Below are 21,814 nucleotides of genomic sequence, written 5' to 3' on the forward strand. Positions count from 1 at the left end.
AACTCTGCGTTTATCTCTCATTCTGCAACCTCGACTATGGCAAACAAAAAGCGTCCGACTATTGGATTGATTGAACCGCCAGCTACGGGATTATACGATGCAGCCGGTAAAAATTGGACTTCTTTATATAGACATCGTTCGTTAATCAGCAAGCAAGTTTTAATTGCTGATTTACAAGCAGGTGGATTTGATGCGCGCTTAGTCAACCTCAGAGATGACAATTATAGCGAAGACTTTGGCGAGATTGACTGGAAAGGAATGACTCTGCGGAAAACCTACGTCGGAGGTAAAATTTCTACTCTTGACCCGGAAGCTTACGATGCTTGGGGTATTACAGTCAATTTCTCCCAAGATCGTCAAGTCAGTTGTATGGTGATTGAGCATTTAGCAAAAGGCGATCGCCCCATTGTTGTGGGTGGTTCGGATGCGCTAGCGGAACCGCAGCATTACTTCAAAGCTGGCGCAACCGCAGTGGTTCAAGATAAATCGGGGGGCGCAAATTGGGCGATTTTCGATTATGTACTCGGAAAAACTCCACGGGAAGAACTCACAGGGGTGATTCTCGCAGATGGTAAACAGTATGCGCGAAAAACTAAAGCTAAAAGTCCTGATGAGTGGGCGCTACCTTCATTAGAAGTGGCGCAAGAATGTTTAGGAACGCTTCCCAATGTGCAGGGATTTGTACCTGTTGGTTCTTTGGTTGCAGATATTGGATGCGATCGCACCTGCGATTTTTGCATGACACCTACCTATGGTACTGGTTTTCGCAGAATGTCGCCAGAAACATCCTTAAAATGGTTAGAAATTCAGAAACAGGTGGGGGCGCGTTCAATTAATATCGGTTCCGATCAATTTCTCGCCCGCGTACTGTTTCCCGGAGGACGAGAAGAAATCCTCGCAATTACCAATGGTGCGCGGGAAATGGGAATCACTCTCATGTGGCCGAATGGTTTGGAACTGCGGAAAACTACTCTTGGTGCTGGGCGCAACTATGATAGCACCGACCTCAGACCGGATGAAGAACTAATTGAAGCTTTGTTTGGCTGGGATGGGAAAGTGGGTTGTCCTTTGGCTTATATTCCGGCGGAACGTCCGGTTTTTGGCCGAGAAGCGTACAAAAAGCTGGTACCTTGGCAAGAGCATTGTGAATTGATGAAAGCTGTAGTCAGAACCGGTGTACCTGTGGTGACTTATGGCATTATTATTGGGCTACCTGATGATGACCATGAGGACTTGCTACGTCTGGAGGAAGCGATTACAGAACTGGTGGATGAATTGGTAAAGATTAATCCCAAGTTGGAATTTCAAACTTCTTGTTACAGTATTATTCCTTTACCTGGAACTCCCCAATCTTTTAATTTACGCAAAACCGGAATGCTCCAGTTTGAAGATACTTGTCTTTGGGGAGTATGGACGACTACTTCTAATACTCGTCATCTTACTTACGAGCAGGTTTCTGATTGGCAAATTCGTCTGTCTAATATTCGCAAAGCGCCGGCGGAATTTACTAACTATAACGGGGAATATTCAGCAATGGTAAGTACGGCTTCCTCGAATGACTCGAAGATTGTGTTGGAAAGGTGAATTTTTAACGCATAGGCGCTTCGCCTTCCCGCAGGGTAGGGGCGCTAAGGTAAACGCGGAGGTACGCGGAGGATGAGTTAGGGGTTGATGAACTGTTTTGTTAAGGTAAGAGTTTGAGTGTTTTGAGATCGTCTATTGGTTCTTGAAATGAACAGGAACCGAAGGAACGAAAGAATTGGGTTCTGGCTGACTTTATTTCTGCAATATTTAGTTGGTAATTTTTCCAGGAAAGGCGATCGCTTGTAAAGTGAAAGTTGTCTGGAGATGTTTCTTGTAGTATTTCTACGGCGATTTGTGGTGTGATTTTTTGCTGATAAATTAGTGCGGCTAAAACGGCGACATTTAAAAAGCCTTGCATCAGGGCGATTGGGCTGTTTGGTTCGCTGGTTACAGGATGTTTACTGAGTAATGGATGATGCAGTCCGGCGGTGGCTTTAAAGGGAATTTGCGCTTGTGCAAAGGCGAAGATAATTTGGTAAAGTTGCGCAAAGTTAGGGAAAGCATCAACTGTGACGCCGCCAGTACGGATTTTAGCGGCTGCGCGAGGATGTTGCAATAAGGGTAAATAGCTTTGTAAGTCGCTGTTAAAGGGAATTTCAAAGAATGATTCTACATCGGGAGGAATTAAGGGAAGGATATTTTTGATTTCTGTTGCTGGAAGGGGGGGAAATTCTAAAGAGGCGATCGCAATTTTGGGATTGTTGAGTGATTTTAAAATAGCGATCGCTTTTTGCACATCTCCAGTCATAATTATGCTGAGTAACCATTGCGCTGGATAATCGGGTAAAAGCTGCTCAAATTCCTGTAAGCGAGAAATTGGTAAAATAAACCGACCTAACATCCAATTGTAAGCTGTTGTTTGATATTGAGCATAATTCGCCATTGCTGGCTGTAATTCCAATTTTGCAGGCGGAAATAACCCAGCATAATCCACAACCGACGACAGCAGCGCCTTTACTGATGAAACCATTACATTTCACCTCCTACCAATGACAAATGACAAATGACAAATGACTATCTAATCCAATGGTAATGAAGTTGAAGCTTTAATTTCATTCAGCACAATATTTGTCTGGATTCTATCTATACCAGGAATGCGGGTGATTTTTTCTGAGAGTAACTTGGCTAAGTGCTGATGGTTAGGGACAACCATTTTTAATAAATAGTCAAATTCGCCGCTAAGATGGTGACATTCTAAAACCTCTGGTAATTCTTTGACGCGATCGCAAAAAATACCCACGCATTCCGGTTGATGATTAGTTAATGTAACCTGCGCAAAACATAGCAAATCTAAACCTAACGCCTCGCGATTCACCAAAGTTACATAACGATCTATCACACCTTTTTCTTCCAGCTTGCGCAATCTCTTTTGCAACCCTGGCGTTGAGAGATTAACGTGACGCGCTAATTCCGCGAAAGTAATACGGCTATTTTCTTGTAAGAGACATAACAGTTGTCGATCTATTTCATCCAATTGTTGCAGGTGTTCCCAGTTTTTGAGTGTTGGCTTCACTTTGATAGTCTCCAGTCTTATTATGCAAGGCAGAGGGCAGAAGGAAGTATTAATTGACAGTCACAAAGCTGATTTCCTCCTCTACGTAGAAGGAAAGGGCGGTTTTGATTGTTATGTTTTCAGAATATACCTATCTAGGGTAGTCAAAAATACATTCTAAAATTATCTTAAAAGTTAATATCTTACACTTGTAGATACTCGTTAGTAAAATTTATAATCTAAATTAGGAGAGTAGAGTTTATAATCTCAACTCAAAAATTGATAGCTAAAGACAGAGTCTTGCACAAGGCATTATATAAATCTGCCAGAAGAGAGATGTTTTTTATAAAAGTCAGAATTAATGAGGGTTTGTCTCTCATCTATTTTGCTTTAGATTCTTATTTCACCAAATTAAACATTTGGTAATGTTTCATATTAATTCTGAAAGAAACACAAATAAATATCTTACAACTCTTCTTTTTCTGTTCTTTGCCTTCTGCCTGATTTTAAATGAGGGAATAGATAATGACCGATTTCTGCCCAATTAAACGCATCGACCATTTAGAATTTTATGTTGGTAACGCCAAGCAAGCAGCGCTATTTTACGCGCAGTGTTTTGGATTTACGAACACAGCTTATCGCGGATTAGAAACCAAGTACCGCGAAACAGCATCTTATGTGATGCAACAGGGAAATATTAATTTTGTTTTAAGCTCAGGCTTAAGTCCAGATCATCCCATTGCCAAAAGTGTGTTGAAACATGGTGATGCTGTGGGGATTATCGCCTTAGAAGTACCGGATGTTGTCAGCGCTTATCAACAAACAACTAGCCGAGGTGCAATTGGCGCGATCGCACCTACAGAAGAAGAAGATACCTATGGAATATTCCGTTATTCCGCCATTCGCGGTTACGGTGACACCATCATTAAATTTATCGATCGCAGCGATTATGCAGGGGTATTTGCACCTAGTTTTGAGGCGCAAAATAAAGCGCATCTCAAAAGTACAGGTTTGGGACTTAAAGCGATAGATCATATAGTTGGTAACGTTGAATTAGGCGCAATGGAACGTTGGGTAGAATTCTTTGCCGAAACAATGGGTTTTAATCTTTTAGTAGAGTTTGATGATAAAACCATTACTACCGAATATTCTGCTTTAATGTCCAAAGTTATGCAGGATGGTACGGGAAAAATTAAATTACCAATTAACGAACCTGCTAATGGTAAACGCAAGTCGCAAATAGAAGAATATTTAGAATATAACTACGGGGCGGGAGTGCAACATATCGCCTTAGCAACTGATAATATTATTGCCACAGTTAGCGGCATGAAACAAACAGGCGTTGAGTTTTTAGTTCCCCCACCGACTTATTACGATAACTTAGAAGAACGGGTAGGAAAAATTGACGAACCCATAGAACAGTTGGCAGAATTAGGTATCTTAGTAGACCGAGATGAAGATGGCTATTTACTGCAAATTTTTACCCAACCCGTACAAGATAGACCGACATTATTTTTTGAAGTCATAGAAAGACACGGCGCGCGAGGTTTTGGCGAAGGAAACTTTAAAGCTTTATTTGAAGCCATTGAACGCGAACAAGCCAAGCGAGGAAATCTTGTGAGCGTGTAGAAATAATTCGTAATACTTCGACAAGCTCAGTACAAGTTCGTAATTAATGACGAATTACGAATTAAAAATTGGAGCATAGCGATATGACTTATTACTATAAATTGGGTAATATACCACATAAAAGACATACCCAATTTCGTCAAGCTAACGGTTCTTTATATCATGAAGAATTAATTAGTATTCACGGCTTTGCTGGCGTGCAATCTCTGCTTTATCACCTGCATCCACCAACGCAAATTGAGAAGATTTTGCTGGAAGAAACGGTAGAAATTCCTTTTGCAGAAACAGGTGCTTTACTACATCGCCACTTACGAACAGCGACAGTAGAAACTGGTGGAGATGCGATCGCCTCTCGTGTTCCCCTGATGGCGAATACAGATGTCTGCATTTTCGTGGCTCGTCCTACCGCAGCAATGCAATACTGGTATCGCTTTGCTCATGGCGATGAAGTTATTTTTATTCATGCAGGTAGCGGTATCCTTGAAAGCCAATATGGTCTTCTGCGTTATCAAGTAGGAGATTACCTAGTAATTCCCACAGGAGTATTGTGGCGAATTATTCCCGACGCGGGAATTGAGCAACGAATGCTGGTAATTGAAGCACAGGGACATATTGAACCCCCAGCCCGTTACCTCAATCGTTACGGACAATTTTTAGAACATTCGCCCTACTGCGAACGGGATATACGCCCACCAGACGAGCTAATTACCCATGATGAAGTTGGGGAATTTGAAGTCCGAGTCAAAGCACGCGATCGCATTACCAGTTATTTATATCGCCATCATCCCTTAGATGTGGTGGGCTGGGATGGACATTTGTGGCCTTTTGCTTTCAATATCGAAGACTTTGAGCCAATTACAGGGCGACTACATCAACCACCGCCAGTACATCAAACCTTTGAAGCCCCCGGATTTGTGGTGTGTTCTTTTGTACCGCGTTTATTCGATTATCATCCCCAAGCAATTCCTGCACCTTATAACCATTCCAACGTTGACTCTGATGAAGTTATCTATTACGTAGAAGGTAACTTTATGTCACGTAAAGGAATTGAGCAGGCTTCGATTACCATTCATCCTAGCGGTATTCCCCACGGCCCCCATCCAGGAACCTATGAAGGCTCAATTGGCAAAGAACGGACAAATGAGTTAGCAGTGATGGTTGATACTTTCCGTCCGTTGAAACTAACGAAGTATGCTTTGGGTTTAGAGGATAAAAACTATGCTTACAGTTGGCTATCACATCCACATACAGCAGAACATATACAAGGGTAAAAATTCTATAGCAATCCTAAATCATTTGTGAAATTTACTAATTCTCTATTTTTTCTCTTATCCTTGGCGTACTTGGCGTCTTGGCGGTTCATTTTAAAAATATTTTTGCAATTCAAATAGGATTGCTATATCTGAGTTTGATGGTTGAAATTTACTGGTGGAGTGTGACGAATTAGTATTATAAAAAACCGCAGAGGACGCAGAGAGCGCAGAGAAATAAGAGTGAAAAAATGGTGTTTGCAAAAGTCCTAACCATAAATTAAGCCCTTCTGCCTTCTGCCTCCTGCCTTCTGCCTCCAAAATGAGGTATATTTATGAATCAAGTTATTACCAAACCAAATAATTTAACGATTTCCTCACGAATTGAAGAACGCTTACAACGAGGCGAATTAACTCAAGCGCAAGTTGAAAGTTTTCGCGATTTCTTGAATGAAATAGAACGGGAATTTTTGCAGCATCGCATCATTACTAACAATACTTATACTCGCTGGTTTAGTAATGGTACGGCAACAGATGCAGAATTACAGCACTTTCTCAAACAATTCTCGGTGTTCTCCAATCAATTTTTAATTGCAGCTTTACTCAAAGCAATTAATTCACCAACCCTGCAACAATCACGGGCTAGTCGGGAGATTTTATTAAATGAATTGGGCGTAATTTATCGCCAATCAGGCAAAAATTCAGGTCAACAAATTGCCCAAACTGAAGAACAAAAAGACCGAGAAGGCGACCCCGAATTAATCAGTACAGAAGGTACAGTAGACGGTGGTATTTGTCGTTTCCGGGCGGCTCATTTTGAATGGTTGCTGAATGTAGCTGAGGATTTAGGATTACACTACGAAGAATTAGGTAAACGCAAACACGGACGCCCTTCAACTTTACATTTTTGCGATGAATTACAACGCCTCTATGGTAGCGACGATCCGCAAATAGCCGAAGGCGCTAGCTTTGCTGTTGAAAATTGGGCTGCGGCAGGCTTTTGGCAAGAATTAGAAGACGGACTCACAAAAATTAAACAAACACGACATCCCCAATTACATTTAGCATTTTTCACTTGGCATAACCGCGTCGAAGGACAACACGCCGGACATACCTTAGAGGAACTAGAGGAAGTCTACTTTAAACCCCACTTTGATCAAAGTAAATTCATTCAAGGAGGACGAGAAATTTTAGATGCGATCGCTATTTTTTGGTACGGTCTCAACGAAGACAAATTAACCCAAATTTCCACTTAAAACTCTTAATTCTCTCCGCGTTCTCTGTGTCTCTGTGGTTCAAAAACTTTTTATAACCGCAGAGGCACAGAGGACACAGAGTTAAGAAAGTTACTAGACTTTTTGCAAAAGTCCTTATTCTTAGCTTCTTCTTTGCGTCTTTGCGCCTACCCTGCGGGAAGCCGCTCCGCGTCTATGCGTGAGACAAAAAGATATTTATGCAAGAGGATATGGATTTTTAATCCAAAATCTAAAATCTAAAATTCATATATGAGGTAAAAAGCGATGACAAAGCAGTTATCGCTCGAACAAATAACCGCTTGCGGCATATCCCAAGAAACCGCCGCCATCATGCTACCACAAATCAATCAGTGGTTATCCTCCCTGCCTGCCGCAAAATGCTGGCAGCACCTCACCCAAAATATCCTCAAACCCGATCAACCCTTTCACTTTCACGAACTGCTTTATCAAACCACCTTTGCTGATTGGCAAACCGGACAACCTCCGGCTTGGTTTCCCAGCGATGAGCAAATTCAATCAACCAACATCGCGGCGTTGATGAAGCAGCTCAACGTAAACTCCTATCCAGAATTACACGCTTGGTCAACCCAGCATCGTGGAGAATTCTGGGAGATAATGATTCAACGATTAGGCATTCGTTTCCAAAAACCGTACAGCAAAATTGTGGATTTATCCCAAGGTGTAGAATCACCGCAATGGCTAGTAGATGGGCGTTTGAATATTGCGGAGAGTTGTTTTTTAGCCGATGAAAACGCCACCGCCATTATTTTTCAGCAAGAAGGCGGTTCGTTATCTACCCTTACATATAGCGAACTCCACAGTTTAACTAACCGCGTCGCTAATGGATTAGTACAAGCTGGCTTTGTGACTGGAGATGCGATCGCGATCGCTCTACCCATGACTGTAGAATCAGTAGCAATATATTTAGGTATTGTCAAAGCTGGCTGTGTAGTTGTTTCCATCGCTGATAGTTTTGCGCCTGCGGAAATTGCTATGCGGTTGCACCTTGCACAGGCTAAAGCTATCTTTACTCAAGATTATGTTTGGCGTTGCGGTAAACAACTCCCCCTATATAGCAAAGTAGTTGATGCCAATGCGCCAAGAGCGATCGTCCTGGGTTCATCTGTAGAATTACGTGTTGGCGATGTAACTTGGCAGGAATTTCTCAGTCAAAACGAGCAATTTGATGCTGTAATTTCCCACCCAGCAGCCCATATAAATATCCTGTTTTCCTCTGGTACTACCGGAGTACCCAAAGCAATCCCCTGGACGCAAACCACCCCGATAAAATGCGCTGTAGATGGACATTTACATCAAGATATTCACCCTGGTGATGTGGTAGCTTGGCCTACCAATTTAGGCTGGATGATGGGGCCTTGGCTTATTTACGCCAGTTTAATCAATAAAGCAACCATCGCCCTTTACTATGACACGCCCACAGAACGGGGATTTGGGGAATTTATTCAAAATGCTCCTGTGAATATGCTGGGTGTAGTCCCAAGTTTAGTCAGCACTTGGAAAACCACCGCCTGTATGCAAGGACTGGATTGGAGCAGTATCAAAGCTTACAGTTCCACAGGTGAATGTTCTAATCCCCAAGATATGCTGTTTTTGATGTCTCAAGCTGGCTACAAACCAATCATAGAGTACTGCGGTGGTACAGAAGTTGGCGGCGCATATCTGACTAGTACAGTGGTACAGCCTTCCGCACCTTCAACTTTCACTACACCAGCTTTAGGTTTAGACTTGGCGATTTTTGATGAAGCTGGTCATCCCAGTGACAAAGGCGAAGTATTTATCATTGCTCCTGCCATCGGGCTATCTACTGAGCTAATTAACAAAGACCACCATCAAGTTTACTTCGCCCATACTCCCTGCTCATCCTTACGTCGTCACGGCGACCAAATCGAGCGATTAAGCAACGGCTACTACCGGACTCATGGACGTGTGGATGACACGATGAATTTAGGCGGTATCAAAGTTAGCTCGATGGAGATTGAGCAAATTTTGAATACTGTAGAGGGAATTTGCGAAGCTATTGCGATCGCTTATTCACCCCCTGAAGGCGGGCCGAGTCAGTTAATCGTTTACGCTGTGCTAGAAAGTCACATCCAGCCAAACAAAGAATTACTGCAAAATTCCTTACAAACCGCAATTCGTAAGCAACTCAATCCTTTATTTAAAATTCAAGACATCGTCATTATTGATACATTACCGCGAACTTCATCCAATAAAGTCATGCGTCGCGTACTGCGCGAAGATTATCAGGAGGCAAAGCATTATGACTGCCAAAAAAGTTGACCTCAACAATGGCAAGATGTGAGTTAATCCTACACCATCAACAAACCCTAAGCTACCTGACACAACAAACACAGAAAAACCAGATTGGATTGCTTGGAGTTTGCTACTTATCACAAGGTTTATATATCTATATATATGTTTAAAATGGGCAGCTAAGTTTAAGATTGAGGAAAAACCCATTAATCGCAGTACCTCTGTTGCCACAGCAACTTTAAAAGAAACTAATTCGCCAATTGCTTCAGAATTTATACAAGTAGTCAAAGATGAAGTAGAAGTGGCTCAAGCTGTCCTACACGCTACCAGCAGAGATGAGGACATTCCTTATAGTGGCTTCATGGTGAACACTGAGTATTTTCCTGTAACTGAACGGCAAATGAAACAGATTTGGCGCTATTTACGCCGTCCAGTACGTGAAGGTTCACCTACAGAGTTGGATGTAGAAGCAACAGTCAACCAGATTGTCAGCCAAGGTTTATTGCTTGAACCTGTTTTAGTTCCGCGTCGGGTGAATAAGGCGGAATTGCTATTACTAATTGACCAAGATGGCTCAATGGTGCCTTTTCACGCACTATCACGGCGTTTGGCAGAAACTGCTTTGCATGGTGGTCGTTTGGGTAAATCTGGGGTTTACTACTTTCACAATTGCCCTATGGAATATCTCTACGAAGATTCGTACCATCAGCAAGCAGAGTTAATCACCGATGTTGTTACCCATGTTTGCACAAATAGAACTACTATATTAATTTTTAGTGATGCTGGTGCTGCCCGTAGTAGATATAGCGAAGAACGGTACGCTTTTACTAAAGAATTTTTGGAGAAGTTGAACAAACGGGTGCGTTACATTGCTTGGCTTAACCCTATGCCGAGAAAACGTTGGTTTGGTACAACCGCCGATGAGATTGCTAGTCTTGTCCCGATGTTTGAAGTTAGCCGCAGAGGTGTGCTAGATGCAATTGGTGTACTGCGGGGAAGACCGACTAATTTTGAGGGGCGGAGAATATGAGCAAAATTAGGACAGACGTTGCCAGGCGACGTATTGAGTCTTTTGAAAACCAAAACCGCTTCGGCAAAGCGCACCTATATTTGGCGTATCATGCGGCTTTTCCTTTAGCACTCACACCGGATTTGTTATATCGTTTATGGGCTAAATTCCAACGAGATATTCACGGCGAAATGTTAAATATTCCTTGGATAGCTGTAGCTGATTTACTACTTTCTAACTTGTGCGATGAAGTTGGATATGAACTTTATGAAATGGATTTAGCAGTGCGAAATTTGCTGTTGCAGCGATTGCAAGAAGATAAAAACTTCGGTCAACAAAGGATAAATGAATTATCAGATTTTTTGCTTGCTTATGTCAGGCAGAAGCTTCAGAGTGATGATCCTGATACTTATGAATTTGCCCAGACTCAACGGTGGGTAGCTCTAGCATATACACAACCTAATCACGCAGATCGTGAACTAGCTTTAGCATTCTCAAAGTTAAATTTGCATGATAAATCTGAAATGGTGCGAATGGCTTTTTTAACAGAAACCTTTGCAGACCCATTGGCACAATTCCAACCCCTACTAATTTATGCTCATGGAATGGGAAAGTTTGCCCGTGGTAATTTGGATGTTGCAAAAGCTGTTATTAGTGAATTACTAGACAAAGAAAACCAGATACGAATTTTGGGAGTTAATTTGCCAATCCCCGAACAGTTAAAGGCTGATCGTAAAAAAGCCATAAAATTCATTCCACGAGCTTTATTAGCAGTATACATTGGTACGATTAGTCTCAGTCTTAGTATGAGCATTTATCAAATTTTAACCCCTTGCCCAGCAGGACAACAAAAAAATTTAGGTATTTTTTGTCAACAAGATACAAATAGTATTAGTAGGGGAGAAAGAACTTTTTATCCTCAAATTAAAAACAAAAACCGCGATCAAGGTATCGAAAAATTCAATTACTAGCTATGATGCTACACAAGCTTTTATCAAAACTCTATTTCCTTATCCTTCTCGACAAACGATTTTACAAAGATTAAAAGAAGTGAATGTTGCATCTACTGAAACATCAGGAGAGCCAATTCAGTTTAATCAAGGAGAGCGTCAGAGTAAACCTGTTCTTGTAAAAATTGAGGGCGGAGATTTTGTTATGCTTGAGTGAGAGGAATTTAAGTGATTTTAATTGAAAAAAGTTCTGTAGACTCTTAATAGTCATGGGGCGCAGCGACCACACATAACACACTACAAAATAGGGTATGATAAACCCAAAATGTAAATAAATCACATTAATTAACACAAGTGCGATCGCAATTCCCCACAAGTTGATCGAGTAAAACCAGCGATCGCTCTCAACCATCACATCAGCTTTTAGGCGATCGCACTTCCCCACAAGTTGATCGAGTAAAACAAGCGATCGCTGTCAACAATCACATTCGCTTTTAGGCGATCGCACCTCCCCACAAGTTGATCGAGTCAAACAGGCGATCGCACTCAACCATCACATTCGCTTTTAGGCGATCGCACCTCTTCACAAGTTTAGCGAAGTAAAATAGGCGATCGCTCTTTTGTGTAGTCAGGATAACTGATGCTGTAATAAAGATAGCTTGTTGTTTTCATGAACACAATTGACTCAGTAATTCCTAATTTTCCGATACAATGAAGGGGGAATAATTAGCGGTCAGAAATAATTATGACAATCAAGGAACAACTACTACAAGAAATTGAATCCAGCCCCGATAATATTCTGGCTGAAACTCTAGATTTTTTACGCTTTCTAAAAACAAAAGAAACTGAAACTCAGCCTAAGCCAGAAGCTTCAACATCTCCTACTCACGCTAATACAAATTCTACAGGTCGCTCGCTTCTAGAACATCTAAAAACTATTGGTAAATGGGAAGGTGATGATTTAGAAGAGTGTCTGCGGCTAGTTTATGCTACTCGCGGCAAAGCAAAATTTGATTATGATAACCCTTTTGAATAATGTACCTATTAGATACAAATCATTGTAGTGCTGCCATTCTAGGTGATGTGAATCTACTACGTCGCATTGCCGAATTAGAAAACAGCCTAATTACAACTTGTGTCATTGTTCAAGGTGAACTGGTAGATATGGCAGAACGTTCTCAACGCAGGGAAAGTAACTTAGATCTGATTCACCGCTTTCTTCAGGGTATATATATTTCCAGTATTAATGCATCTACTGCTACTATTTATGGTCAACTAAAAGCAGCTGTATTTAAGCAATTTGCACCCAAAGATAAAAACAAACAGAGAAAAACTAAAATCACTGATTTAGGTTTTGATGAAAACGACATTTGGATCGCAGCTATTGCACTGCAAAATAATTTAACTGTTGTTTCTAGAGATAGTGATTTTTTGCGAATTCAACAGGTGAGAACATTTGCCCTAGAATCTTGGGTTTGATAAAAAAATAAGTATGACAAACGCAACTTTTAACAACGGTTATGCATTACTCATTGGCGTAGGTGCAGATTTACCTGTCACTGTCAAAGATGCTACTGCTTTCAGAGATGTATTGATTGACCAGAACCGCGCCGCCTATCCAGCAACACAGGTGACACTGCTTACTGAAACTGCTGCTACTCGGCAAAATATCCTCGCAGCTTTTGACGAAATTATTACCCAAGTCAATCAAAATCCTGATGCGACTGTCATTATTTACTACTCTGGACATGGGGGACGCATTAAACGCACCAATGAATACTTCCTTGTACCTTATGGCTATGATCCTAGTCAACGCCCAAATACTGCGATATCAGGTTTAGAATTTACCCAAAAAATTGAAGCCATTACAGCGCGGAAGCTGGTGGTTTTGTTAGATTGCTGTCATGCTGGCGGTGTTCCGGCTTTGAAGGAATCAGGGGAGGTATTTGAGAAATCACCTTTACCACCAGAATTGTTGAATGTGCTGGGAACTGGAAGCGGTAAAGTGGTGGTTGCTTCTTCACGGGAAGATGAATATTCTTATACAGGTCAACCTTATAGTGCTTTTACTGATTGCTTGCTGGAAGCTTTGCAAGGGAAAGCTGCATTTAATCAAGATGGCTATGCTCGGATTCTAGATATTTTAGTGTACTTGTTTGACCAAGTACCAAAAAGAGCTTCGGGGCCACAACACCCATTTGTCAACAAAGTGCTGGATTTAGGCGATAATTTTCCCCTGTGTTACTACGCTGGGGGAAGTAAATTTTTACCTGGGGAAACTGCAACTATTGAAACTAGCCCAATTGCTCTAGGTTTAACTGCTGGACAACGCAGGCGATCGCAGCAGAAACTAGATATACTTCAAGCTGAATGGAACAAGCGTACTGAGAAAGTGAAGCAGATGCGGGAAGCTTTAGCGATTGAAGCTGGTACAGCAGTGAAGTTTCAGTTAGAACAACAGCTACTTGATGAAGAAGCGAAACTCGCTCATCTCAGCGATGAACTGGATCGCATTGAGTCATTTATCGAATCATAAGGCATTAAGTAAAAATAAGTAGTGCGAGCATCTTGCTCGCGCGGGCAAGACTTCGGCGTGAGCGCTCAGTCGAACGCTGCTCGCACTAGAAATATTAAATTGTTCAACTTATTTTTACACGACTCCTAAACACTCAAATGCTCGTTGTATTTAGAGTTAAAAGATTGGCTCTGATTTTTATTTTCACAAAGTTAGGACTTACGCACCGAACACAAAAACCCTCACAAGGGTGGTCAAAAGTCAATGGTCAAAATTCACGTTTTTGGACTATGGACTATTGATCATTGACAAAAAGCATGAAAAATATATGACACTGCGTAAGTCCTAAAAGTGACAAAACATGCTTAAAAGCGATCGCTTCACACCCCAAACGGCATATATAGCGTAGACACTGCCTGTAAGCGATTGAATAGCAGTTTGGGCTAATTTTGCGGATTCACTGGATTATTATCGCTTGATGAACTCGGTGGTATTTGTTCAATGGGAATCAACGCTTCCATCACGGCTTTAACAATTGGTGCAGCGACGGTAGAACCGTAGGCATTTTCTCCTTTTGGCTCATCTACTAATGCCAAAACAACATAGCGGGGAGATTCTACAGGTAAAATCCCGACAAAGCTGGTAATTCTAGCACCAGCTAAATAACCGCCGGAGGCACTAGCTTTTTGTGCTGTACCTGTTTTCCCACCAATTCGGTAGTTGGGGATTTGTGCTACCTTACCAGTACCCTCAGCAACTACAGATTCCATCATTTCAACTACCCGTTGGGTTGTAGCTGGTGAGAAAATTTGGCGCGGCATCGGACGATTTGGTACATAATGCATCTGTCCTTTACTATCAACTAACCCACGGATGACATGGGGAGTGACTAATTTACCGCCATTGGCTAAAGCTCCGTGCATTTGTACTAATTGCAAGGGTGTTAAAGAAAAGCCTTGCCCAAAAGAGGTAGTCGCAGGTTCAATGGGTGAAGAAATGAATTCTTCTTGACTTTTTAAGCGACTGCCGACTTCAAAAGGTAAATCTGTATCCGAGGTTTGTCCTAACCCTAAACGTTCCAGCCAATTGTAATAGACATTGGGCTGCAATCTTTGGATGATTTGCACCATGCCAATATTGCTGGAATGTTGGAGAATTTGAGCAATGTTGATTTGCCCGTAACTTTTGTTTTGCGCATTTTTGATAATGCGATCGGCTACTGCAATAGAACCAGGATCGTTAAATACATCATCTGGTCTAATTACACCATTTTCCAGAGCGATCGCTACATTTAAAGGCTTAAATGTCGAGCCTGGTTCGTAAAGATCGGCGACAGTCCAGTTTTTAAACAGTTCGATTTTCGCTTTAGAATACTGATTTGGATCGTAAGTTGGTTGAGAAACTAAAGCAAGTATTGAGCCATCCATTGCATCCATCACAATGACTCCACCTCGTTTTGCACCAAACTTTTCCATCTGTTGCTTGAGTGCAGAACGAGCAGCCCGTTGCAGGCGGCTATCAAGAGTTAATTGTAATTGCAAGTCATCAAAATGCAAAAACCCTTCCGGTGCATTATTAGGCATCAATGCGCCATTACCAGATCGACTTAATCGCACCGTTTGTACAGGACGTTCTAATAACTTCTCTTGACTATATTCCACCCCCGCCTGACCGCGACGGTCAAGATTGACGTAACCTACCACATCAGCTGCTAAGTCTTCTTGTGGGTAAAAACGCGAATATTTTTGTGTAAATTCAAACCCATTTAGCCTTAAGGCGATAAAGCGATCGGCGATTTCTTCCGGCAATGCTGCGGCTAATGTAATGCCACTTTTTTTACTGTCAAATATTTTAACTAATTCATCAGCATCTTTATTTATTACTGGAGCTATGAGTTTAGCGATTTCTTTATTAGATTTATCAAACAGCTTGGGATGGGCAAAGACAGTATATACAGGACGGTCAATTGCCAATACATTATTACTGCGATCGATTACCGGACGACGGGGCATAAAAGGCCTAAGATTTACCATTTGCTGGTTTCTCGCCCTTTCCGTTAGCTTTGCGCCCTGCAAGATTTGTAATTGATACAAATTAATCGCCAACCCCAAACCGGCAGCAATTAGTACACCCCATGTGATGAACAGTCGAGTTCTGCTATTGCCTAGCTTTTCTTGATTATTAGTCGTCGAGTTTTCTGGTAAACTCTGCTTAGAAAATTGCCTCCGCCTCGTAAAATCTGAATGGCGAAAATTTTTAAATCTACTTTTAGTTGGTGACTTACGCATTGGGTTTGTCCATTGTCAATAGTCAATAGTCCAGAGTCAATAGTCCAGAGTCAATAGTCCAGAGTCTAAAGTCAATTTAATCTTGACCATTGACCATTGACCATTGACCATTGACCATTGACTCTTAACCTTAATACCCCAAGGGTGAAGAAATTGGTTGTTGTGTCTCTTGGTTGGGTGTTGTCTGATCTGGTGGGGAATTAGGACTATGAGATGCTGGGGGCAGAAAAATCGTGCGGGATGGAGTTGGTAGGGCTAATCCGGCTGTTGGTTGTTCTGCTTCTTCAGCCATTTTGTTGGTGAGTGCAGCATTAGTTGTAGTCAACTGTCGTTCGTGACGTTGTAAATTTTGTAATTGACGGTATCCCCGACTCCAAACATCCTGAGAATAAACTGTCCAGCCATAAACTACTAGGGTGGCTGCGACTAATAAAAATGCAACAACTGAAGAATAACGATGAACTGTATAAAAACGTAATAACCATACAGGTAAATTTCCGCGATCGCTATTCACGGGAAACTTCAAAAAGCCTAATTTCTGGCTTTTCTGCCCAGAATTAGCTTTTTCGGGGAAATTGGCAGATGATTTACCCGATCGCTCTTTTGGGTGGATAACAGATCCATTTTTTGCCGAAACAGATAACTTTGGCGATGAACGCCGTTGTCTGCTAGTCGTGACTGGTAAAGATTCAACAGCAGGTGTAGAGGCTGGTGTGGCTGAATTTCGATTTGGCGATCGCCTTTTCCCTAAAGATAGGGTAGGTTCTCGTCGAAACCAATTATTACTCGATACAGAAACAGCTGATTTGCGAGCCGCAGGCATAATTTTTTGGAGATATGGAAAAACTAGATTGTATATTGCTTGTCCGGGTTTGTTTAGGTGGAAATCGCTCCCGAATGCGATCGGCGCAAATAATACCCTAAACTCATTTTCAATATTCTGCTAGGTAGCTGCCCCAATGTTTGCATCCCTTAAATATGGCGATGCTTGCTGATTGCAAACTGCAATTGGACAACTTGACCTTTGGGCATTGTCTCTAAAGTATGGCAATGCTCTCAAGAAAGCTACAAGTGTCCGCGAAAACATCACGATTTTTGGTATGATAGCTCGCTTTGCGCTAAAGTTACAGATTTTAACTAGGTGTTAAGCTTTGACTGTCTTGGCTATCTGCTTTCACCGATATCTAGATAATTCTTTTGCCAAAGTTTTAACTAACACTGCGGGAAGTCCCCAGGTTCCGTGAACTACACCTGGGGATGAAAGCAGGGCAACAACGAAGACCGCAACGAACTAAATCAACCGCTCTTTGATGTGTGAGGCGGGTGTCTTTTGGAATTGCCAAATATTTTATCTGATTGCTTTACTGAGAATTACATATGGAAACGCAGCGATAAATATAAGAGCAGAAGGTATCAGAATGCTTGCATTGAGCGAAGCCGAAATGCTAAAGGCGGAAGGTGACGCTCCTTCGTCGCTAACGCTTCGCTATCAGCCGTCTCTGCTGTAGGAGGGGAGGTAAGACCGAAACTAGGGCGAAAGTCCAAGTTACGGCACTCGCCTGTGAGTACAGAAGCTCAGGGTTAGCCAACGCGAAACCCTGAGTAGTTCACGAAAAAATCTTTTCCATTAATTTGAATATATATCTCTCAAAGTATTTTAAAAAAAAGCAATAAATAGGGTATCTTATTCATCAGGCGAAAATTTGTTATTGCCACAATTGGTGAAAGAGGAGTTATGAAAACAAAAATCTTCGGTTTGGCTCTCGCTTTAAGTCTGGCTACATTTCTCGGTGCTTGTGAAGGCGGTGGTGAACCTGGTGGTACTGGTAGCAGTCCAGCCAGCAGCCCAGCTGCTACAGGCGAACCCAGTGACTCTGGTTCTACTAAAACCCCTGCTTCTCCTGCTGCTACCACTTCTCCTGGTGGTACTACTAAAACTTCTCCTGCTGCTAGCCCTGCTGCTAGCCCTGCTGCTACAAAGTCACCCTAATAGTATATTTAGGTTTAGTAACTACATTCCTCACCATTATCCTGAGAGTAGGTTGGTGGGGATATAAGGTTACCCAAGTTCTGGTGTTGCTCAATGCAAATTGAGGGTGCTTAAGTACCTGTTTAATCCAATCAGCAAGAAAGAGGACACTGGTGAAGAAGCAAAGACTGCTACCAAGTGTCCTTTTGCTGCGATCGCATCACAATATCTCATTAAAAAAATTTATTTTTGAGCTTTCTTGGCTTTGGTCGGCAGTTAGTAGCCTTAAGCTTAGTTTATGGCAATCTGGACTCAGAACTTAAAAGGATACCGATGAAGCGGACAAGATTTTTGGTTTTGAGCATCAGCATCAGCATTGTATTGTGGTTGAACAGCCATTTAACAACAGTGGTGAGGGCGTTACCACCACCAGAGGATATTCCCGAAGAAATCCTCCGTACAGAGATAATACTTGCAGCGCGATCGCCTATTGATGGTAAGCCTCTAACTGCTGCAGAATATGCACAATTGCAAGAAAATTTGCAAGTCAGCCCACCGCCCAAACTAGATCCCCGAATCCGGGATCAGATTTTCTTATTACGCATCCGGAAAGCTTTGCTGCAATTCTTCCCATTTTTAGGAATTTGAGCGATTGGTCATAGTCAGTTGTCAATAGGGGCGGGTTTATGTGCGATCGTTAGGATATTTGCGGATATCTGTGAACCCGCCCGTACAGTTGTCATTAGGGACTGGTTGATGAGAGAGCGATCGTTTTGATCAAAGAGGCGGAGGGGCAGGGGGCAGGGAGCAGGGGGAGCAGTCCCCTGCCCTGGAGCCGTGGAGCGGAGCGGCGGAACACGGGTATCAAGCCCCGCCCTTCTTTGTTCGCTCTTACTGGGGCGGAGTTTGAGCTTCCGTTCCCAGTCTTCCCCCTTGCCCCCTGCTCCCTGCTCCCCTGCTTCTTTTGACTTTTGACTTAGGCGCTAGCAGTATTAGTGAATCATTTCTGATGTACGATAACGGTGAGGACAAAATTGCAAATAAATGTAAAGAATATATATAAAGTTAGAAAACTCGTTTACTCAATCACTTTATTTAACGTAGGTAGCTTTCATGTCCATGACCACGATCGCCCCTGAACAGGTTAACCGTATCGTTTGGAATCAACATCAAGATCCTTTTGAAGTACTGGGTTCGCATCTTATAGAACAAAATGGCAAAAATGTCTGGGCTGTGCGAGCTTACCTACCAAATGCAAGTGCAGTGTCGGTAGTAGTTCCCGAAGAACGCAAAGAATACCCGATGCAAACAGTGCATCATCCCCACTTTTTTGAATGCACGATTGAAACAGCAGAACTACCAAACTACCAGCTAAAAATTAAAGAAGGCGATCGCGAGCGCGTCACCTACGATCCTTACGCCTTCCGTTCTCCCCGTCTCACAGATTTTGATTTGCATTTGTTTGGTGAAGGTAACCACCACCGAATTTATGAAAAACTAGGAGCGCACCTGACAGAAGTAGACGGTGTTAAAGGCGTCTACTTTGCTGTTTGGGCACCTAACGCCCGTAACGTTTCTTTATTGGGCGATTTTAATAGCTGGGATGGGCGCAAACACCAAATGCGCAAAGGCCCTACTGGCGTTTGGGAATTGTTTATTCCTGAATTAGGTGCAGGCGAGCATTATAAATATGAAATCAAAAATTTTGAAGGTCACATTTACGAAAAATCCGATCCCTACGGTTTTCAACAGGAACCGCGCCCAAAAACTGCATCGATTGTTACCGATTTAAATACCTATAAATGGAGTGATGAAGATTGGTTAGAAAAGCGGCGTCATAGCGATCCTCTCACTCAGCCTGTTTCCGTCTACGAAGTCCATATCGGCTCTTGGCTACATGCTTCTAGTGCTGAACCAGCCAAATTACCCAATGGCGAAACTGAACCTGTAGTTATAGTTTCCGAACTCAAACCCGGCGCGCGCTTCCTAACTTACCGAGAATTAGCAGAAAAATTAATACCCTACGTTAAAGAATTGGGTTACACTCACGTAGAACTGTTACCCATTGCCGAACACCCCTTTGATGGTTCTTGGGGTTATCAAGTAACCGGATATTATGCTCCTACCTCCCGGTTTGGTACTCCTGAAGATTTCATGTATTTTGTTGATCAATGTCACTTAAATGGCATTGGTGTAATTGTCGATTGGGTTCCCGGACATTTCCCCAAAGATGGACATGGTTTAGCCTTCTTTGATGGTAGTCATTTATACGAACATGCCGACCCCCGCAAAGGCGAACATAAAGAATGGGGAACACTGGTATTTAATTATTCGCGTCATGAAGTCCGTAATTTCCTGGCGGCAAATGCCCTGTTTTGGTTTGATAAGTACCATATAGACGGTATTCGCGTCGATGCTGTGGCTTCTATGCTCTACCTCGACTATTGCCGTAAACCAGGAGAATGGCTACCTAACCAGTACGGTGGTAGAGAAAATCTAGAAGCCGCAGATTTTCTGCGTCAAGTAAATTATCTGATTTTCACCTATTTCCCCGGTGCGCTTTCCATTGCGGAAGAATCTACTTCTTGGCCGATGGTATCTTGGCCTACCTACACTGGTGGTTTGGGTTTCAACTTAAAGTGGAATATGGGCTGGATGCATGACATGCTGGATTACTTCAGTATGGATCCTTGGTTCCGTCAGTTCCACCAAAATAACGTCACCTTTAGTATGTGGTACAACCACAGCGAAAACTTCATGCTGGCACTTTCCCACGATGAAGTGGTGCATGGTAAGAGTAATATGATTGGCAAAATGCCAGGGGATACATGGCAGAAGTTAGCTAATATACGTTGTTTGTTTAGCTATATGTTTGCTCACCCTGGTAAGAAAACCATGTTTATGAGCATGGAGTTTGGGCAGTGGAGTGAGTGGAATGTCTGGGCTGATTTAGAATGGCACTTACTGCAATATGAAGCCCATCAACAGTTAAAACAATTTTTCCACGAACTAAATTATCTTTATCGCGGCGAACCCGCTTTATATACCCAAGATTTTGCTGAACCTGGGTTTGAGTGGATTGACTGTAGCGACAACCGCCATAGTGTAGTTTCCTTTATTCGTCGGGAAAAAGATTCTGATAATTTTGTAGTTGTGGTTTGCAACTTTACACCTCAGCCTCATTCCCATTACCGCATAGGTGTACCAGAAAAGGGTTTTTATACCGAGTTGTTTAATAGTGATGCGCGCCAATATGGTGGTAGCAACATGGGTAATTTAGGCGGTAAATGGACTGATGACTGGTCGTTGCACAATCGTCCTTATTCCCTAGATTTATGTTTACCACCTTTGGGGGTTTTAATTCTCAAGTTGGATAAAGAGAAGACAGCAAAAGCGCTGGAATCTTAATTAAGAGGGTGGGCATAGTCCCACCCTTTAATTTAGGCGATCGCGCAATTTTTCGTTTTAGAATCGGGAGTGGTGTTATATAGCTGTTGACTGTTGACTGTTGACTGTTGACTGTTGACTGTTGACTGTTGACTGTTGACTGTTGACTGTTGACTGTTGACTGTTGACTGTTGACTGTTGACTGTTGACT

Annotated in this window: 17 protein-coding genes and 1 pseudogene; 14 read left to right on the forward strand and 4 right to left on the reverse strand. The window is 42.3% G+C overall.

Annotation, left to right across the window (positions count from 1 at the left end; genetic code table 11):
• Positions 1 to 36: 36 nt before the first annotated feature.
• Positions 37 to 1,584 (forward strand): radical SAM protein, encoded by a 1,548-nt coding sequence (locus H6G08_RS11095; RefSeq protein WP_190541724.1) that lies wholly within the window; start codon positions 37 to 39, stop codon positions 1,582 to 1,584.
• A gap of 100 nt (positions 1,585 to 1,684) precedes the next feature.
• Here the strand turns inward: H6G08_RS11095 and H6G08_RS11100 are convergent, their stop codons facing one another.
• Together H6G08_RS11100 and H6G08_RS11105 are read right to left on the reverse strand one after the other, a co-directional pair.
• Positions 1,685 to 2,554, reverse strand: coding sequence for a hypothetical protein (locus H6G08_RS11100; protein WP_190541727.1), 870 nt, complete (start codon positions 2,552 to 2,554; stop codon positions 1,685 to 1,687).
• A gap of 48 nt (positions 2,555 to 2,602) precedes the next feature.
• Entirely contained in the window at positions 2,603 to 3,097 is a 495-nt protein-coding gene (locus tag H6G08_RS11105; protein WP_313941814.1) for an Lrp/AsnC family transcriptional regulator, read from the reverse strand.
• A gap of 504 nt (positions 3,098 to 3,601) precedes the next feature.
• Between H6G08_RS11105 and hppD the strand changes: the two genes are divergently transcribed.
• The 9 genes from hppD to H6G08_RS11150 all read left to right on the forward strand — a co-directional run bounded on the left by hppD (position 3,602) and on the right by H6G08_RS11150 (position 13,980).
• Positions 3,602 to 4,705, forward strand: coding sequence for a 4-hydroxyphenylpyruvate dioxygenase (gene hppD / locus H6G08_RS11110; protein ID WP_190541731.1), 1,104 nt, complete (start codon positions 3,602 to 3,604; stop codon positions 4,703 to 4,705).
• An 83-nt stretch (positions 4,706 to 4,788) separates the two neighbouring features.
• On the forward strand, positions 4,789 to 5,976 hold the full coding sequence (locus H6G08_RS11115) for a homogentisate 1,2-dioxygenase (RefSeq protein WP_190541734.1): 1,188 nt from the start codon (positions 4,789 to 4,791) through the stop codon (positions 5,974 to 5,976).
• Positions 5,977 to 6,290: 314 nt separating this feature from the next.
• Entirely contained in the window at positions 6,291 to 7,211 is a 921-nt protein-coding gene (locus H6G08_RS11120; RefSeq protein WP_190541737.1) for a hypothetical protein, read from the forward strand.
• A 264-nt stretch (positions 7,212 to 7,475) separates the two neighbouring features.
• Entirely contained in the window at positions 7,476 to 9,512 is a 2,037-nt protein-coding gene (locus H6G08_RS11125) for an AMP-binding protein (RefSeq protein WP_190541740.1), read from the forward strand.
• 100 nt (positions 9,513 to 9,612) lie between these two features.
• A complete protein-coding gene (locus H6G08_RS11130; protein WP_190541743.1) occupies positions 9,613 to 10,515 on the forward strand; it encodes a hypothetical protein in 903 nt (300 codons plus the stop codon).
• Positions 10,512 to 11,465: a hypothetical protein gene (locus H6G08_RS11135; RefSeq protein ID WP_190541746.1), complete on the forward strand. Its 954-nt coding sequence runs from the start codon at positions 10,512 to 10,514 to the stop codon at positions 11,463 to 11,465. The genes H6G08_RS11130 and H6G08_RS11135 overlap by 4 nt, the downstream gene beginning before the upstream one ends.
• A gap of 724 nt (positions 11,466 to 12,189) precedes the next feature.
• Positions 12,190 to 12,480 carry a DUF2281 domain-containing protein gene (locus H6G08_RS11140; protein ID WP_190541749.1) on the forward strand — a complete coding sequence of 97 codons (291 nt, stop codon included), beginning with the start codon at positions 12,190 to 12,192 and terminating at the stop codon, positions 12,478 to 12,480.
• Positions 12,480 to 12,923 carry a PIN domain-containing protein gene (locus H6G08_RS11145; protein ID WP_190541750.1) on the forward strand — a complete coding sequence of 148 codons (444 nt, stop codon included), beginning with the start codon at positions 12,480 to 12,482 and terminating at the stop codon, positions 12,921 to 12,923. Before H6G08_RS11140 ends, H6G08_RS11145 begins: the two co-directional genes overlap by 1 nt.
• 13 nt (positions 12,924 to 12,936) lie before the next feature.
• Positions 12,937 to 13,980: a caspase family protein gene (locus H6G08_RS11150; RefSeq protein ID WP_190541753.1), complete on the forward strand. Its 1,044-nt coding sequence runs from the start codon at positions 12,937 to 12,939 to the stop codon at positions 13,978 to 13,980.
• 422 nt (positions 13,981 to 14,402) lie between these two features.
• On the opposite strand, the gene H6G08_RS11155 is transcribed toward H6G08_RS11150, so the two are convergent.
• Positions 14,403 to 16,247, reverse strand: coding sequence for a peptidoglycan D,D-transpeptidase FtsI family protein (locus tag H6G08_RS11155; RefSeq protein WP_190541756.1), 1,845 nt, complete (start codon positions 16,245 to 16,247; stop codon positions 14,403 to 14,405).
• A gap of 130 nt (positions 16,248 to 16,377) precedes the next feature.
• On the reverse strand, positions 16,378 to 17,070 hold the full coding sequence (locus tag H6G08_RS11160; RefSeq protein WP_190541759.1) for a hypothetical protein: 693 nt from the start codon (positions 17,068 to 17,070) through the stop codon (positions 16,378 to 16,380).
• Between the two features lie 556 nt (positions 17,071 to 17,626).
• Here H6G08_RS11160 and H6G08_RS37460 point away from each other — a divergent pair.
• The 4 genes and pseudogenes from H6G08_RS37460 to glgB all read left to right on the forward strand — a co-directional run.
• Positions 17,627 to 17,832: pseudogene (locus H6G08_RS37460) on the forward strand (hypothetical protein); the annotation flags it as partial.
• Positions 17,833 to 17,982: 150 nt separating this feature from the next.
• Positions 17,983 to 18,237 carry a hypothetical protein gene (locus H6G08_RS11165; RefSeq protein ID WP_190541762.1) on the forward strand — a complete coding sequence of 85 codons (255 nt, stop codon included), beginning with the start codon at positions 17,983 to 17,985 and terminating at the stop codon, positions 18,235 to 18,237.
• A gap of 312 nt (positions 18,238 to 18,549) precedes the next feature.
• Positions 18,550 to 18,864, forward strand: coding sequence for a hypothetical protein (locus H6G08_RS11170; protein ID WP_190541805.1), 315 nt, complete (start codon positions 18,550 to 18,552; stop codon positions 18,862 to 18,864).
• Positions 18,865 to 19,329: 465 nt separating this feature from the next.
• Positions 19,330 to 21,624 (forward strand): 1,4-alpha-glucan branching enzyme, encoded by a 2,295-nt coding sequence (gene glgB / locus H6G08_RS11175; protein WP_190541765.1) that lies wholly within the window; start codon positions 19,330 to 19,332, stop codon positions 21,622 to 21,624.
• The last annotated feature ends 190 nt before the right edge of the window (positions 21,625 to 21,814 follow it).

It is taken from the genome of Calothrix anomala FACHB-343 (assembly GCF_014696435.1).
Lineage (GTDB): Bacteria > Cyanobacteriota > Cyanobacteriia > Cyanobacteriales > Nostocaceae > Aulosira > Aulosira anomala_A.